Annotated in this window: 12 protein-coding genes; 2 read left to right on the plus strand and 10 right to left on the minus strand. The window is 45.1% G+C overall.

All coding sequences use genetic code 11. The features are described from left to right. Positions 1-590: 590 nt before the first annotated feature. The 5 genes from ppsA to WC080_02830 form a co-directional block, all read right to left on the minus strand. Positions 591-2,942 (minus strand): phosphoenolpyruvate synthase, encoded by a 2,352-nt coding sequence (gene ppsA, locus WC080_02810; protein MFA7244190.1) that lies wholly within the window; start codon positions 2,940-2,942, stop codon positions 591-593. A 151-nt stretch (positions 2,943-3,093) separates the two neighbouring features. Then, positions 3,094-3,555 (minus strand): regulatory protein RecX, encoded by a 462-nt coding sequence (locus WC080_02815; protein MFA7244191.1) that lies wholly within the window; start codon positions 3,553-3,555, stop codon positions 3,094-3,096. A 90-nt stretch (positions 3,556-3,645) separates the two neighbouring features. Next, positions 3,646-4,692 (minus strand): recombinase RecA, encoded by a 1,047-nt coding sequence (gene recA, locus WC080_02820; GenBank protein ID MFA7244192.1) that lies wholly within the window; start codon positions 4,690-4,692, stop codon positions 3,646-3,648. 131 nt (positions 4,693-4,823) lie between these two features. Then, a complete protein-coding gene (locus WC080_02825) occupies positions 4,824-5,534 on the minus strand; it encodes a helix-turn-helix domain-containing protein (GenBank protein ID MFA7244193.1) in 711 nt (236 codons plus the stop codon). A gap of 177 nt (positions 5,535-5,711) precedes the next feature. Continuing rightward, the gene (locus WC080_02830) at positions 5,712-7,916 is read right to left on the minus strand and encodes a DNA translocase FtsK (protein ID MFA7244194.1); all 2,205 of its coding nucleotides are present in this window, start codon (positions 7,914-7,916) and stop codon (positions 5,712-5,714) included. A gap of 416 nt (positions 7,917-8,332) precedes the next feature. Between WC080_02830 and WC080_02835 the strand changes: the two genes are divergently transcribed. Beyond that, entirely contained in the window at positions 8,333-8,668 is a 336-nt protein-coding gene (locus tag WC080_02835; protein MFA7244195.1) for a hypothetical protein, read from the plus strand. A 206-nt stretch (positions 8,669-8,874) separates the two neighbouring features. On the opposite strand, the gene WC080_02840 is transcribed toward WC080_02835, so the two are convergent. The 3 genes from WC080_02840 to WC080_02850 form a co-directional block, all read right to left on the minus strand. Further along, positions 8,875-10,836 carry a ribonuclease J gene (locus tag WC080_02840; GenBank protein ID MFA7244196.1) on the minus strand — a complete coding sequence of 654 codons (1,962 nt, stop codon included), beginning with the start codon at positions 10,834-10,836 and terminating at the stop codon, positions 8,875-8,877. Positions 10,837-10,866: 30 nt separating this feature from the next. Further along, on the minus strand, positions 10,867-11,499 hold the full coding sequence (locus tag WC080_02845) for a uracil-DNA glycosylase (GenBank protein MFA7244197.1): 633 nt from the start codon (positions 11,497-11,499) through the stop codon (positions 10,867-10,869). A 116-nt stretch (positions 11,500-11,615) separates the two neighbouring features. Continuing rightward, the gene (locus WC080_02850; GenBank protein ID MFA7244198.1) at positions 11,616-12,065 is read right to left on the minus strand and encodes a hypothetical protein; all 450 of its coding nucleotides are present in this window, start codon (positions 12,063-12,065) and stop codon (positions 11,616-11,618) included. Positions 12,066-12,234: 169 nt separating this feature from the next. Here WC080_02850 and purN point away from each other — a divergent pair, with 169 nt between their 5' ends. Continuing rightward, positions 12,235-12,927 carry a phosphoribosylglycinamide formyltransferase gene (gene purN, locus WC080_02855; GenBank protein MFA7244199.1) on the plus strand — a complete coding sequence of 231 codons (693 nt, stop codon included), beginning with the start codon at positions 12,235-12,237 and terminating at the stop codon, positions 12,925-12,927. 138 nt (positions 12,928-13,065) lie between these two features. Here purN and WC080_02860 read toward each other — a convergent pair whose 3' ends face one another. Together WC080_02860 and rpsO are read right to left on the minus strand one after the other, a co-directional pair. Then, positions 13,066-15,216 (minus strand): polyribonucleotide nucleotidyltransferase, encoded by a 2,151-nt coding sequence (locus WC080_02860; protein MFA7244200.1) that lies wholly within the window; start codon positions 15,214-15,216, stop codon positions 13,066-13,068. Positions 15,217-15,571: 355 nt separating this feature from the next. Further along, positions 15,572-15,859, minus strand: a complete 288-nt coding sequence (rpsO, locus tag WC080_02865; GenBank protein MFA7244201.1) for a 30S ribosomal protein S15 — start codon at positions 15,857-15,859, stop codon at positions 15,572-15,574. Positions 15,860-15,989 lie beyond the last annotated feature (130 nt).

A 15,989-nucleotide genomic window follows, 5' to 3' on the forward strand; every position in this document is an offset into this window, starting at 1 on the left:
AATAATATAGCTGATCAGATTCAATTGGTCAAATGAAAGGAACAGCTCCGGCGAATGCCGGAGCTTACGACTTGCGTCCCAACTCAAATGAAGATGAAAGGAAGAGGGCTGCCGCAGAGAGTTTATAGCCGTGCCAAGGCATCTCTCTGCAGCTTGGTGCAATTCGGTGCTGCAGCCGTTGTTGCGATCATTGCTTCAATATAGGAGTATACTCACGCAGACCACCGACGGCCAGGCGCTATGGCCCGGCTTGTCACACCATGGGCTACCACCTCCTTACGGGAGGAGAAAAACGGCGACGCAGTGCCGCTTCTCCAATATTAATATAACACTGCAATATGCAGTGTCAAATAGCCTAAAATGGTGTATCCTGGGCGCGCGGCTGGGCGCGCCCAGGACCGGATGGTAATGTGCGGCAAAGCCGCGAATCCCCCGGGATGGATTGGATAGGGGGTGGTTGCTTGACTTTGGCCGACTCTGGCCTTAAGTCCAGCGGGTATGTAAGATAAATGTTAGCACGAGAAAAAATATTGTCAATAAAATATACCATCACGAAGATGGTATATTTTTTAACCACAAAAAATTTATTTTTAGCGATCGATAATTTCCGAAAGCATAAGCCGCTTCTCAACCGAAGCAATGATTCGCCGTGTAGGCACGATCATATCCGGTGAGACCGAGACAGAAGTTGTGCCAGCCTTCACCATCATTTCGGTGATTTCCGGATATACACTAGGAGCTTGGCCACAGATCGAGCAAGTGACATTTCGCGCACGGCAAGTTTTTATGACGTATTGGATCGAAGACACAACCGCTTCATTTCTTTCGTCAAATAACGCAGCCAGATCCTGATTGTCGCGGTCTGCTCCCAAGGTTAGCTGGGTCAGATCATTCGAACCAATGGATATGCCGTCAATCCCAAGATCGAGAAATTTATCAAGCAAAATTACATTGGAAGGAATTTCACACATCATCCAAAGCTTAAAATCCGGTGATTGGATTAGGCCATTATCTTCCACGAGCTTTTTAACTTTTTTCATTTCGTCAACGGTACGAACAAACGGAATCATGAGCCACAAATTTTTGAGATCATATTCATCCCGAACCCTCTTGATCGCATCTAGTTCCAATTTGAAAAGATCAGGCTCTTTGATATAGCGGGAAGCGCCACGATAGCCAATCATCGGATTGTTCTCTGCCGGCTCATATTTTTCACCGCCCTTTAAACCTTTATATTCATTTGTTTTAAAATCTGTCGCGCGGTAAACTACCGGACGAGGAGCAAATGCCTGGGCAATGGTTCGCATACCTTCTACGAGCTTGTCTGTGTATTCTTTCCCTCTTCCCGCCTCAAACATTGCTCTCGGGTGTTCACCAATTTCGGCTATCATGAATTCCGCGCGCAAAAGACCAACTCCATCAACCGGTTCTGCCGCTATTTTTTCTGCAAGATGCGGCTCGGCTAAATTGACATAAACTTTTGTGCCGGTAACCGGAACTTCCTCAGAAACAAGTTTGCCAGCAGGAGTCCCTGGAGCCGTTGCGACATCTTCAGGGGCCGACTGGCTTTTGATTTTGCCTTTATAGACCAAGCCCTTGCCGCCATCGACAGTGATCATTTGCCCAGTTTTAAGAACATGAGTAGCGGTGCCGGTGCCAACAACGCAAGGAATGCCCAATTCACGCGAGACAATAGCTGCATGGCAAGTTCGTCCTCCGGTATCGGTAACGATAGCTTTGGCACGGCGCATCGCCGGCACAAAATCAGGAGTTGTTTGCTCAGTGACAAGCACATCGCCAGAAACGACCTTGTCTATTTCGTCAGGTTTATGAATAAGTTTGACCGGTCCAAATGCTGTGCCTAGAGACGCTGCAGCACCCTTTAAGAGTACTTCCGCTTTCCCGGCATCAATATCCCCTTGTTCTTGTGTCCCCGGCTGCTCTAATTTCTCATCTCGATTTTCGATTTTCCGCTTACCCAAAGTCGTGATCGGCCTTGACTGCACCATATAAATCTTTCCCCTTTCAATAGCAAATTCCGTATCCTGCGGTTTACCATAATGTTTTTCGATAAGCAAGCCGATTTTCGCCAGCGCAATAATTTGATCATCGGTAAGTTTTTGTTTTTTGCGCAACTCTGCTGGAACATTTACATGCTTTTCGCCCTCTCTTCCGGATTTGACAATTTTCCAGGGTTGTTCATTAATTTCTTTTTCAAGAATTTCAAAAGGATCTTTCGATATCACGTATCTGTCTGGAGTGACAGAACCGGAGACTAAGGCCTCGCCGTAGCCGTAACCGGCTTCGATAGAAAGTTTGTTCAGATCTTCAGAAACAGGGTCGACGGTAAACATTATTCCCGAAAACTCAGAATCAACCATAACTTGCACAGGAACCGCTAAGCCAACCTTCATATGATCAAATTTATTGATAATGCGATAATAAATCGCCCTTGCCTCGAAGAGCGAGGCAAAGCACTTTTGAACCGCTTCTACCACTTCGTTACCTCCGGTGATATTCAAAAAAGTGGCTTGCTGACCGGCAAATGAAGCATCAGGCAAATCTTCCGCAGTTGCGGACGACCTTACTGCAACAGAAAATCCACCCAGCTCCCTGTAGTGTTCTTTGATTTCCTTGATAAGATCGGCCGGCATTTTTGCGGCGATAATTGCCGATTTAATTTTTTTTGCAACATTATTAAGCTCGCGGCTTTTTTCTGGATCGAGACCTTTCAGAGAACTGATGATTTTTGAGCGAAGGTTTGTTTTCTCGAGAAAATAAAAATAGGCGTTAGCGGTGACGATAAATCCATTTGGTACTGGAATTTTAGCGTTATATAGCTCACCAAGGTTTGCGCCCTTGCCACCAACCCGTGGAATATCTTCCTTGTGCGCTTCAGAGAACCACAATATAAGCTTTGGGTTTTTCTTTTTCTTAAGCATGCCCCTCCTACCCGCTCCGCGGGGAAATCTAATCACTAAATCCTAAACTCTAAATATGTTTTGAAATTGATTTTTGTATTTCGAATTTGTTAAAAATTTAGGATTTAGGTTTTTGAATTTAACAATGTAATTGTACCACAAATATCAAGGGTCAATCACTACTTACAAGCTCATTAAAAACCTTCTTTGCAAGATCGAAGTCATAACCTTTTCTGTATAGGCTTCCCAAAATTTTTTGATAGAGCCTTCCACGATCAGTATCTTTGTTCCTGTCAAGAATCTTCTGACCGATTTCGAGCGCATTTTTATATTCGAGATCTGAATCAATATTTGATAATACATCTTCTATTAACCCGCTTGATATATGTGCCTTTATCAGGCGAACTTTAATTTTTTGCTTCCCCTCGCCAGATAATGATTTGGAACGAACCATATTTTTTGCAAATTTCTCATCATCAAGAAATTTTTTCTGGATCAAAAATTGGATTGTTTCTTCTATTTCATTCTCGGGAAATTCTTTCAATTTGAGTTTGTTTCGAACTTCAAAAATGCTTCTGTCTCGAAGCTCGAGTAAATATAGCGCATAATTAAGCGGGCTATCTATTTTTTTCATTACTTAATCAGGTAGATTTTTCACTCGACCCAAAGGGTCCCCTTTCCTGAAGGAAAGCCCTAGGCTTGGGGTTCAGAATGACAATCTTTGCTACAGCGCCTCATTTCGCGCCTTGTCTTCGGCAACGGACTTATCTTTTATTTCTTCAGCAATCTTCGGGTTTTGCTTCAAAAATTCTCTGGCACCTTCCTTGCCTTGGCCAAGTTTCTCGTCGCCATATGAAAGCCAGGCACCGGCCTTATCTACAATTCCAAATTTGATTCCAAGATCAACAAGTTCTCCTTCATAATCGATGCCCTGATTGAACATAATGTCGAATTCCGCAGTTTTGAATGGGGGAGCAACTTTGTTTTTGACAACTTTAACAGCCACATGATTCCCAACCTGATCCTCGCCTCGTTTCAAAACTGCTTTGCGGCGAATATCTAAACGGACAGATGAATAAAACTTTAACGCATTTCCGCCAGTCGTCGTTTCAGGATTCCCAAACATCACACCGATTTTCATACGAATCTGGTTGATAAAGATTAATACTGTTTTTGATTTGGCAACAGCGCCAGTCAATTTGCGAAGTGCTTGTGACATCAGCCTAGCCTGAACGCCCATCATCGAATCACCCATCTCGCCTTCTATTTCCGCTCGCGGAACCAGGGCAGCAACAGAATCAACAACGATGACATCTAGAGCATTGGAACGGATAAGCGTCTCTGTTATCTCTAGCGCTTGTTCGCCGTTATCCGGCTGGGAAATAAGCAGATTTTCAAGGTCAACGCCAATTTTCTTGGCATATTCCGGGTCAAGCGCATGCTCGGCATCGATGAATGCCGCATTTCCACCGCGTTTTTGGGCCTGTGCCACAATTGACAAAGAAAGAGTCGTTTTACCGGACGATTCCGGACCATAGATTTCGATCACTCGGCCGCGTGGCACACCGCCAACACCGAGCGCAAGATCAAGTGCAAGTGAACCAGTCGGAATTGTTTCCACGTTTAGGCGAGCGCCATCGCGCATTGTCATTATTGCGCCCTTGCCAAATTGTTTTTCTATCGAAGACAACGCTGCCTCCAGCGCCATCGATTTGCCACTGCTTACGGATTTTTTATTTTCAATTTCCTCTTCGCCTTTTTTTCTCGCCATAATATCTCCCTGCTTAATTCAAATATTTTGTCTCAAATCTTAAATAATAATTGCTAATTTCTAATAAAAAACAAACTTCCCAGATTTTGCGCTTAGCATTTTGAAGTTTGAATTTTAGCTTTATTTTTGTTTCAGTTTGATACCCGTATTGGGATGGCTTCTGCTGTCACCGGTTTGTATTCGACGGTATAAGTCAGCGCTTTCTCTTTGTTGGTTTTTCCCTGGGATTTTACCTCGATAACGTTTACGCCTTTTTGTAATTTGTATTCAGTTGCAAACTGGCCATCTGAAGAAACCTGAATCTGGTCTTTGTTAACATAAACTTTTGCGCTTGTATCGGTAACACCGGTAATTTCTATCACATCTTTATCAAACACGGCATTATCGTTCGGCGATATTACCTGAAGTTCCGGTGCGCCTGCAAATCCATAAACCTGATAAACAATGTATCCAAATACTGCAATTATGAATGTACTGATCAAAACAGGAACAAAAAGGCGTGGCGTTAAGAGAAATTTCATTTCCTTTATATTTCTTTGCGGCAGGATATTTCCCTCTTCTTTCGAAAATCTGATATTTTTTTCTTTTTGGTACTTTTCAAGTATTTTTTTCTCGTCTAATCCTAAATATTTTGCATAACGCAAAACAAAACCTTTGGTGTAAGCATCGGCCGGCAAATTCTTCCAATCATCTTCCTCGAGAGCTTCCAAAAACTTGCCGCGAATTTTGGTTTCCATTTCAGCATCAAGCAGAGAAATCTTTTTGCGCGCTCTTGCGCGCTTGAGTTTCTGCCCAAGTGTTGGGTCTGTTTTAATTTTTCGAAGTGAAAATCCGGCAGTCATTTCTTAAGTCCGTAGTTAGTAGCCCTTAGTGAAAATTCAAAAAGCAAAATTATTGATTTTGTTTGTTTCTGACACTTTGTTTTGGTGTTTTATATTTCGGGAAAAGTTGTAATTCTAATCGTGGATTTATCGGTGCCAAATCAGTGGAATAAATTATTGGTCGTTCTCATCAAATTATTAATGGTAAAAGTTGTTATATTCATCCTTGTCATCCGGAACATCGTCGCCTGACGGAATGAAACCTTCCGAGCCCGTATCAGAAACCAGAACGTCTCTGGGTTTGGCACCATCGGCCGGCCCGATTGCCCCGTTTTCTTCCAGAATATCTAGAAGCCGTGCAGCCCTAGCATACCCTATTCGAAGCCGTCTTTGCAAAAGTGAAGCCGAAGCCTTGCCTGCTTGCATCACAACTTTAAGCGCATCATCATACAAATCGTCCTCGGCTGAACCATCACCAAATGCGCCGCTTGACCCTTTGGACGATTTAAATTGCAATATTGTGTCATCATAATCAGGCGGGCTCAATTCTTTCAAAAAATCAACCAAGTCATTGATTTCTTTATCAGACACGAAACAACCTTGAATACGGCGTGGCTTTGTGAGTCCATTGCCGACAAACAGCATGTCGCCGTTGCCAAGTAGTTTTTCCGCGCCGGACATATCAAGAATCGTGCGCGAATCAACTTGTGAAGCAGTAGCAAAGGCAATTCGGCAAGTAATATTTGCCTTGATCAAACCTGTTAGAACATCAACGGATGGGCGCTGCGTTGCAACAATCAAGTGCATCCCGGTTGCTCGCGCCATTTGTGCCAGGCGGACGATCGAACCCTCAACCTCGTTGGCTGAAGTCGCCATAAGATCCGCTAACTCGTCGATAACAATGACAATATAAGGTAACTTTCCTTCTGGGCCGGGGCTCTCATTATAAGCAGTGATATTCCTCTTCCCTAATTCTGAAAACATTTTGTAACGGCGTTCCATTTCCCAAATTGCCCACTTTAAGGCAGACACCGTTTTGCCGACCTCGGTCACAACTGGCGTCAAAAGATGTGGAATATCATTGTAGTTTGTAAGTTCAACTCTCTTTGGGTCAACCATTAGCAGTTTCAGGTCGTTTGGCGAATTATGGAAAAGAAACGTCGTAATGATTGTATTGATACAGACCGATTTGCCCGAACCGGTAGCACCAGCGATTAAGACATGGGGCATTTTTTCAAGGTCAACAGCATATGAGGTACCGGCCACATCTCGCCCAAGGGCAATGGTTAGCTTTGACTTAACTGCCTTGAATTCTTGCGAGACCATCACCTCTTTCAATGTAACTTTTGCCGGCACTTTGTTCGGATTCTCGATGCCGACAGAGGATTTGCCGGGAATCGGTGCTTCCATACGAAGGCTCTTGGATGCTAGGGCGAGCGCCAAGTCGTTGGCGCGAGCAGTAATCTGATTTAACTTCACGCCCTCAACCGGCTTAAAAGTGTACTGCGTGACCGTTGGGCCAATATTGACTTCCCCCATTACTATGTCAATTCCAAAGTTTTTGAGTGTTTTTTGAATAACTTCAACATTTTTCTGAATATTGCCCGGATTGGCAACGTCGTCAGAGTCCTTTAAAATTTCAACCGGCGGATACTGCCAGCTCATATCTCTGGCAACAATTCTTGGTTCTGCCTCAATCACCGGTGCCTTCGCCACCCCCTCTCGCGGTTTCTTCATCGATGCTAGCTTGTTTCTTAGTGTCTTAAAAACCGAAACCCGGTTTCCACGATTTACCTTAACATCATCGTCGTCTTCCTTGTTTCCTTTCGCACTCTCCCAGCCAAATAACTGAGTGAATGAAATATTAAAAATCATCATCAGCGCAATAACGTCTAGTGCAAATGTGATAAGAAAAGATGCAAACAAACCGACGCCCTTTCGAAGCGGATCAGAGATCATATAACCCAAAATCCCTCCGCCAGAACCCGCAAATGCGGCCTCTCGAGTGTCTAAAAGCGGGATAAAAAGATGAAGTGTTGCAGATAAAAATATGATCAACAGGATAAACCCGATGAACCTAGAAACCCTTTGCTTGTCGCGATTCGGAAATAAAAGGAGCACGCCGAACCAAAAAATAATTATTGGGAAAACATAGCCAGGAAAACTTCCAAAGATTTTGCGTATTATATGCGCTACCGAACTGCCAAAATTTCCCGCCATTTCAAAATAACCCAAAAGTATGACTACAGCAAAAATAAGGACTAGAATGGCAAAAATTTCCCGCCAGGTGCCAGCTCCAAGGCCAAGGGTAAAATCAAAGACAAAATCACCCCAATCATTTTCTTTCTGATACCACTTTGGATGCTTCTGCTTGTGTTTCGGATACTTCCGTTTGCGACCCACAATCCCCTCCGGGGTAAATTACAAATTACAAGAAACAAATCACAAATAATATCCAATCAGCAATTTCCAATCTCGATACCTTTAGTTGGAATTAATTTGATATTTGGAATTTGTCATTTGTAATTTGATTTCATTATATCTCCATTGAACACAATGCGCAATAAATGGTATCTTTAGTTTTAATCCGCTCTACGATAGCGGCAACCTAGAACCGGAAAGGACAGACTATGTTACCGTATCTTACGGTTTTGCTAGTAGCCGTAGTTGTGGTAGCAGTTGCAGTAACACTCGTGCGGTCAAGGAATATTGCCGCATTCGCAGACAAGGCTGTTGCAGACCTTGCGTCGGGATCATGCGAGATCCGCTTCAGGCGGATCGAGCACACAATCGACGGCCATCATAGAGGAGTGCTGCTTATGATGTGCCTTCACGAACCGGTCGAGCGCTTTACGCGTCTTTCGATTATGCGTCGCGTTAGGGTTGTTGTTGAAGTCGAGGGAGAATTCCCCTATCGTTGCACGCCCTACAAAATGGAACTCTCAGTGCGCGATGCCGACCTCGCTGGTGTTGCATACCTAACGCTAAGGGGCAAAACCCCTCTTTGGGTTGTCGATCCAGTCTGGAAGCATACGTTCGCAGTGCTCGTGCCCGAAAGCTTGCAACCAGGAGGGTCGGAGAAATTTATAACCCGAATAAGGGTAACTCTACCAACCTGGCCGAGTAAGCGTAAACTCGAGCTAACAATTCCTTAAGCCGCCCAGAACCGCGAACGCCACCCCGGTCGGGGTGGCGTTTCCACGTTAAATTGCTATTTTGTTTTCCCTGCGGACTAAGGACTACTCACTACTATCTAGTCCTAAACCTCAATAACTACAAGGATGACCACCCCACTTCGCCAAGGCTACGCGGGGCAAGACTCATTTCAGAGCAAGAGTCGATAATAGATAATCGTTGTGCATTATACCTCGATCACTACAGGGATGACCATTGGCCTTCGTTCTGTCTCCGTATATAGGAACTCTCCCATGTCGTCGCGGATTTTCTGCTTGATCAGATTCCAGTCGGGCTGGGTTTTGGCTTCGGTGTGTTTGGCAAAAAGCCGTTTGATCTCAGCACGGGATTTGTGCACCAGCTGTTCGTTTTCACGCATATAGATGAAGCCGCGAGAAATGATATCGGGAGAGGTAACAATCTCGCCAGTCTTGTGATCAACGGTAACAATAATGACAAAAATTCCATCCTGGGCCATTGCCTTTCTGTCGCGAAGAACGATGTTGCCTACATCGCCAACGCCGAGGCCGTCAACCATCACATAAGATGCAGGAACGCGCTTGTTGGTAACCGAGCCCATATCTTTTGAGAATTCAATTACCTGGCCGTTATCGGCAACGAGGCAATGCTCTTCGTCGACGATTCCCATATCTTGGGCAATCTGCGCGAGTAGCATCAATCTGTGGCGTTCGCCGTGGGTCGGGATCAAATATTTCGGGCGGACAAGCGCGATCATCAATTTCAGGTCTTCCTGCTTGGCATGGCCAGAAGTGTGAACATCCATAAGTTTTTGATAGATTACGCGCGAGCCGGCGCGATACAGATTGTCCATAAGCTCGGAAACAGATCGCTCATTACCTGGAATTGGCGAGGCCGAAAGAACAGTCGTGTCGCCTCTTTTTATCTTGATTTGGCGATGTTCACCAAGGGCAATTCGGGTCAGGGCAGCGCGGTCTTCTCCTTGCGAACCGGTACAAACAATTATTACCTTATTATCCGGATAATTTTTTAACGCATGAACATCGATGACGGTATCCTTCGGCACGACAAGAGCGCCAAGCGAGGTAGCAATCTCGTATGATTGGAGCATCGATCGGCCAACAAAAGTAACTTTGCGGTCGAATTTCTTGGCGACATTCAAAATTTGCTGAATACGCGAGATCAAAAGTGAGAATGTTGCGATGATTAGGCGCCCTTTGACCTGATCCATGATTTTGAAAATCGTATCTTCGATTTCTCGCTCAGATATTGAAACCCCTGGTTTTTCGACATTGGTACATTCGCAAATTAGCGCCGCTGGTTTCTCTCCGCCGAGCATAGCAATCTGTGAAAAATCGACCGGCTTGCCATCAGCTGGGGTATGGTCAAATTTCCAGTCGCCAGTATGAATAACCAGACCTTCTGGCGTGTCGATCGCAAAACCCATCGCCTGTGGAATTGAGTGAGTAAGCCGAAAAGTCCTTACCTTAAATACCCCAAGCTGAAGTACATCTTTGCCAGCTTCGATCGTATTTAATTTAGCTCCCTCGGCCAGGCCAAATTCTTCCATCTTGCCACGAATAAGGCCGATAGCAAGGGGCGATGAATAGATCTGGGGCGAGCCAAGCTTTTCATAGATGTAAGGTATGGCCCCAATGTGATCCAAGTGGCCATGAGTGATGAGAAGGGCACGAATTTTATGCTTGTTTTGCTCAAGATACGAGACATCGGGAATGACGAAGTCAATGCCTGGCATATCCTGGTCCGGAAACATAAGCCCGGCATCGATAATGATAATGTCGTTCTTATACTCTAGAACCATCATATTTTTACCACCAGTTTCTTCATTGCCACCGATAGGAATGATTCGAAGCTTTGGCTCTATAAAAAATTTGGTGTTTTTGCCTTCGGTTGATTGGGCAGTAAATCTTGGTTCATCAACTTTTCCCGAAATTTTAGCATAGTCAAAAGATCTGCCACCCTCGGGTTTTTGCACAGGACGAGAATTTCGTTTATGCGGTGTTTTCTGACCGGATGATCGGCTAACAAAAGCCTGATCGCCCGCAACGGTGCGCACAGGTGAAGAAACGCTGTGTTTTGGCACAGGTTTGTTTGCTCGGATGTTTCTCGTTGTCCGTCCACCTGTGTTTACTCTTTGCATTTTTTCCATTTAGTTTTTCCTTTAGTTCAAAAGAACATATTATATTAGTTTTGTTTGAATTGGCTTATCGTCGTTATCTGGTTTGATATTCCCTTTAGTCTCCTGCTCTTTGATTTTTTTAAGAACCGCTGGTACTTTTTTAAAATCGTCCATAAGCGTGCCTCGCAATCCGCCATTGTGCAGGGCTGCCGCCGGGTGGTAGAGGGCGAAGTAAACTTGGCCATTCGGCCGTTTGACCGCTTTGCCATGGAGCTTAGAAATCCCACCTGCTGCCGGTATAAATGTATTGCATGAGTGCCGGCCGAGGCAAACGATGAGTTTGGGTTTTATAATTTCAAGTTGACGATTAAGATACGATTTGCAAGCCTCTTTCTCCGTATCTTCCGGATCCCGATTTCCCGGGGGTCTACATTTTACCGTGTTTAGAATAAAAACTTTTTCACGTGTGAGGCCAATAGAGGCTAGCATTTCGTCTAAGAATTTTCCGGCGGCTCCGCAAAAAGGGATGCCTGCCAGATCTTCCTTCTCCCCCGGCGCTTCGCCAACAAAAAGTATGTCAGCGTCGGGGTCTCCGCTTCCAGGAACAGTATTAGTCCTTGATTTCGAAAGTGGGCATAGTGCACACTTAGAAACTTCACCTGCAATAATATCGAGTTCTTCTTTCTTATTCATCAAAAAGAGAAATAAATGATTAAAAAATCGCTTAATTAGAGTCCTGTCCCTCAAAAGTTAATCTCATTGTACCAGGTGCGAATAAAAAAGTCAATAGATAAAGGTGGTGCCCCCGCCTAGACGGCGGGGGGTTCGTGTTCGGTTGCCCGATCGGTGATCCGCTTAAACAAAGTTTCAACACCGATCAAAGGCATGGCTGCTTGGAATGCAGCCTGTATGGTTGTGCGGTCAAGCGGCTTCCATCCGCTCGAGCCGCATTGAACAAGCGCGCGGACTTGTTCAAAAAGTTGTTCCGTCGGGACCCTGCCGGTAGCATTGGTATAGCCACCGGATATCCCGCCGCAGACTGAACGTGCTGTCAGCCTGAGAAGTTGGGCATTTGGTTCGCCTTGGGGCTTGTTCGTTCGGACAGACACGATTAGTCCTGTTCGGTTAGAATCATTCCAGAAGTAGAATTCGGATTCCTCGGTGCCATCATAGCTGCGCTGTCCCGTATAACATCCGATGTACCGATATCCGAGAGGCGCCAGCTTTCTCTGAAGCCTTTTCAGCGCTATCACCTCCAAGCGATCTAAATTAATATATCAATAAGAGTGACATAAATTCAATCTAAATAAAGAGCCGGAAATGCAAGGCTTAAGAAAACTTTTTAGAAATTATCCATAGATTTTGACCTACTCGACTCTAGAATTTTCTGTTAGTGGCTGATTAGTGCTCGTAAATAATTTTTTGCAAATGTTGAATTTTCTCTCCGCCTGGTGCTACAATTTTTTTGAGGCGTTTCTACTCACAGACTACGGAAGGAGAATTGTCATGAACAAGCTGTTGTTGGGCGTCTTGATCTCAGGAGGGGGCACCAACCTCCAAAAGATCATTGATCGTATCGGGGATGGCACCCTTTGTGCTGAGGTCGCTGTAGTGATCTCGAACAAAACCGATGCTTACGGCCTCGAACGTGCCAGAAATGCTGGCATTCGGGCTGTATTCCTTGACCCGAAAAGCTTCTCCAGCAAGCACGAGTTCGACCAGGCAATAGCCGAGGAACTTCAGCACTCAGGCGTTCAGCTCGTGGTTATGGCCGGATACATGAGGCTGCTCGGCAAGGAAGTCCTCGACGCCTTCCCGGGCAAGGTAATCAATCTTCATCCCGCTCTGCTGCCCTCATTCAAGGGGGAGCACGGGATTGCGGATGCCTTCGCCTATGGGGTTAAGGTCACCGGGGTAACCGTGCATTTCGCCGATGGCGAGTATGACACTGGCCCCATTATCGCGCAAACGCCAATCGCTGTGCTTGAGGACGACACAGTGGAGTCGCTCGAGCAGCGCATTCATGATGCTGAGTACAAGATCCTACCTCGAGTCATCCAGTTATTCTCGGAGGGCCGCGTCAAGATCGATGGTCGCCGCATTCACATCGACCAGAGGTAAGCCACCGAGGTTCGTCTGAAAAAGGCTCTGCACTCCTTTATCCTCTTCAGGCGAGCCTTTTTCTATTCATAGAATATGATTAAAAAAATTCCCCGAAGAAATTCGGGGAATTTTTTCTATGAGATTAAATTTTTACAATTAGTTATTTCCGGCCAATGCTTTCATTGAAAGTGAAATCCTGCCCTTCATTGGGTCGACTTCAATCACTTTGGCAGTGACCATCTGTCCAACTTTGAGAACATCAGAAACCTTTTCGATTCGTTTGTCGGAGATTTGCGAGATGTGAATCATGCCGTCGATCTTCGGGGTGATTTGGACAATTGCACCAATCTCTTTTCCAGACATCCTGTCCTTCTTGATATCGATGATTTCCCCGGTGATGATTTCGCCTGGCTGAACCTCACGCATCATCGCCTTGATTTGCGAGATTGCTTTGGCGCCCATCTCTTGATCAGTTGAGGAGACAAGCACCGTACCGTCGTCTTCGATATCGATACTGATGATTTCTTTGCCACCGCAATCTTCGACAATCTTCTTGACATTCTTGCCGCCCGGGCCAATAAGCTCTCCTATCTTGTCAGGATTGATTTTGATCGATTCAATTCTAGGAGCATACTTGGACATTTCTGCCTTTGGCGCAGGCATGACTTTGGCTATTTCGTCGAGAATCTCAAGCCGGGCCTTTTTTGCCTGTGCTAGCGTGTCGCGGACGATATCCATAGTCAATCCCTCAATCTTGGTATCCATCTGGATCGCTGTCACACCATCGCGAGTTCCGGCAACCTTGAAATCCATGTCGCCAGAAAAATCTTCAAGTCCCTGAAGGTCGGTAAGGATTTTATATACAGATGCGTCTTCATTTGTGACCAAACCCATGGCAATACCAGCAACCGGTTTCTTGATCGGAACGCCGGCATCCATAAGCGCCAAGGTCGAGCCGCAAGTTGCCGCCATCGATGTTGAGCCATTGGATGAAAGGATTTCCGAGACTAGTCTAATAGTATAAGGAAACTCTTCGCTTGATGGGATCATTGGCTTTAAGGCTTTTTCTGCCAAATAACCATGGCCAATTTCACGCCTGGAGGCACCGCGAACGGGGCGAACCTCGCCGGTGGAGAATGGCGGGAAATTATAGTGGTGCATAAATCTCTTCGTGGTATCTTCTCCCATCGTGTCAATCAATTGTTCCATGCCGGGAGATCCAAGCGTAGCGACGGTCAATGATTGAGACTCTCCGCGGGCAAAAAGGCCTGATCCGTGAGTGCGTGGAAGAAGGCCAATTTCAATATGCAATGGCCTGATTTCTTCCATACCTCGTCCATCGGGGCGTGAGTCATGTTCAAGTATACTCTCTCGCACTTCGTTGTTCACAACTTTGGCAAAGGCACCCTTTAAGTCAATCTGTTTGTACGTTCCCTCAAAGGTCTGTAGTATCTCCTGTTCAAAGGCCTTGATCGTTTTTTCGCGCGATTCCTTGTCAAGCGCCCGAAGCTCGGCTCGCAACCTATCTGCAACCAAATTATGAACCTCTGCATGAATTGCTACAAACGGATCGGGTGCAAATCCCTTTTCCTCTTCAGTAACAATTTTCCTGTGTTCCGCACCAATCTTTTTCTGAATATCAAGAACAGGCTGAATTGAATCAACCGCAAGCTTGATTCCCTCAAAAATTTGTTCTTCCGGAATTTCATTTGATTCGGTTTCAAGCATCATTACTCTGTCCTTTGCGGCAGCAACTGTCAGAAATAGGTCAGATGCTTCGATTTCATCCTCTGTCGGGCAAACCTTGAGTTTGCCATCAACAAGCGAGACATTTACCGCTCCGACAGGTCCCTTATATGGAGCCTTGGTCATCAAAAGTGCCGTGGATGCGGCAATGATTGAGATTGCATCAGGCTCATGAACGCCATCGTAGGAAAGAACTGTCACGACAACCTGGACATCATTTCTATAAGTTTTTGGGAATAGAGGGCGGATTGGCCGGTCAATTTTGCGCGCTGCAAGAATTGCCGCCTCAGAGGGCCTTCCTTCACGCTTAATAAAACGGCTACCGGAAATTTTTCCTGCAGCATAAAATCGCTCTTCGTAATCAACGAGAAGCGGAAAGAAATCAACTCCTTCGCGGGTATCATCGGCAACCACTGCAGTTGCTAAAACAACCGTCTCGCCATACGTAAGTGTAATTGCGCCCTCCGCAAGCCCTGCTAATTTCCCCGTTTCGAACACTAGTTTCTCACCGGCAAAATCCACCTCGTAACGATGGACCTTATACTCTTCTACCTTCGCCATACTGAAAAATCCTTTCTAGAAGGATGAGAGATGAGTTCGTGAAAGTGAAAGGAAACGACAATCCGTTGATACAATCGTTTATACAGTAGTTGAACCAGTAGTAATACTATTGTTTTAACAACCGTATCAACTACCGAGTTAACTATGTGTCAACTGAGTTCCCGGAAATTTCTTTTGCAATTTCCTCTCACCTACCAACCCATCCTTCTTGTTACTAATTTATATTGTATTTACCTCACAGAATTTTTTCACAGAATTTCACAGATAATTTCGCTGGTCATACCCACACTGAACCTTTTTCATGAGCGTTTTCTGTGTCCTTCTGTGAATTTTTCTGTGGAGTAATATTCCGCTCTTATTTCCGTAAACCTAAATCGGAAATAAGCTTCTCGTATTTCTTCTCATCTGACTTTTTCAGATAATTCAGAAGTCTTCGTCTTTTACCAACCATCGAAAGAAGACCGCGGCGGGAATCAAAATCTTTCTTGTGCTCCTTTAAATGCTTGGTAAGATCAGAAACCTTTTTGGTCAAAACTGCGACCTGTACCTCTACTGAACCTGTATCGTCTTTATGCGATCTGTATTTCTTAATCAGATCAACCTTTTCCCCTGCCTTCTTCGTGTTTTTCTTTACTTCTGCCATGTGTATTGGCTGCGCCAAGTAGAAAGTGTAAAGCGTAAAGTGCAAAGTTTTTGAATCGCTTTTCACTTTGATCTTTTCACTTTAACCTGACGAAGTCTCCTAATTACTTATTAACAAATTGATATTACAA

The sequence above is a fragment of the Patescibacteria group bacterium genome, from assembly GCA_041674405.1.
In the GTDB taxonomy this organism is placed as follows: Bacteria; Patescibacteriota; UBA1384; order XYA2-FULL-43-10; family XYA2-FULL-43-10; genus JBAYVT01.

Bases quoted from the DNA above. Each gene is read 5' to 3' on its own strand.
- ppsA (MFA7244190.1), bottom strand. From the start codon at position 2,942: ATGCTTAAGAAAAAGAAAAACCCAAAGCTTATATTGTGGTTCTCTGAA.
- WC080_02815 (MFA7244191.1), bottom strand. From the start codon at position 3,555: ATGAAAAAAATAGATAGCCCGCTTAATTATGCGCTATATTTACTCGAG.
- recA (MFA7244192.1), bottom strand. From the start codon at position 4,692: ATGGCGAGAAAAAAAGGCGAAGAGGAAATTGAAAATAAAAAATCCGTA.
- WC080_02825 (MFA7244193.1), bottom strand. From the start codon at position 5,534: ATGACTGCCGGATTTTCACTTCGAAAAATTAAAACAGACCCAACACTT.
- WC080_02835 (MFA7244195.1), top strand. From the start codon at position 8,333: ATGATGTGCCTTCACGAACCGGTCGAGCGCTTTACGCGTCTTTCGATT.
- WC080_02840 (MFA7244196.1), bottom strand. From the start codon at position 10,836: ATGGAAAAAATGCAAAGAGTAAACACAGGTGGACGGACAACGAGAAAC.
- WC080_02845 (MFA7244197.1), bottom strand. From the start codon at position 11,499: ATGAATAAGAAAGAAGAACTCGATATTATTGCAGGTGAAGTTTCTAAG.
- purN (MFA7244199.1), top strand. From the start codon at position 12,235: ATGTTGAATTTTCTCTCCGCCTGGTGCTACAATTTTTTTGAGGCGTTT.
- WC080_02860 (MFA7244200.1), bottom strand. From the start codon at position 15,216: ATGGCGAAGGTAGAAGAGTATAAGGTCCATCGTTACGAGGTGGATTTT.
- rpsO (MFA7244201.1), bottom strand. From the start codon at position 15,859: ATGGCAGAAGTAAAGAAAAACACGAAGAAGGCAGGGGAAAAGGTTGAT.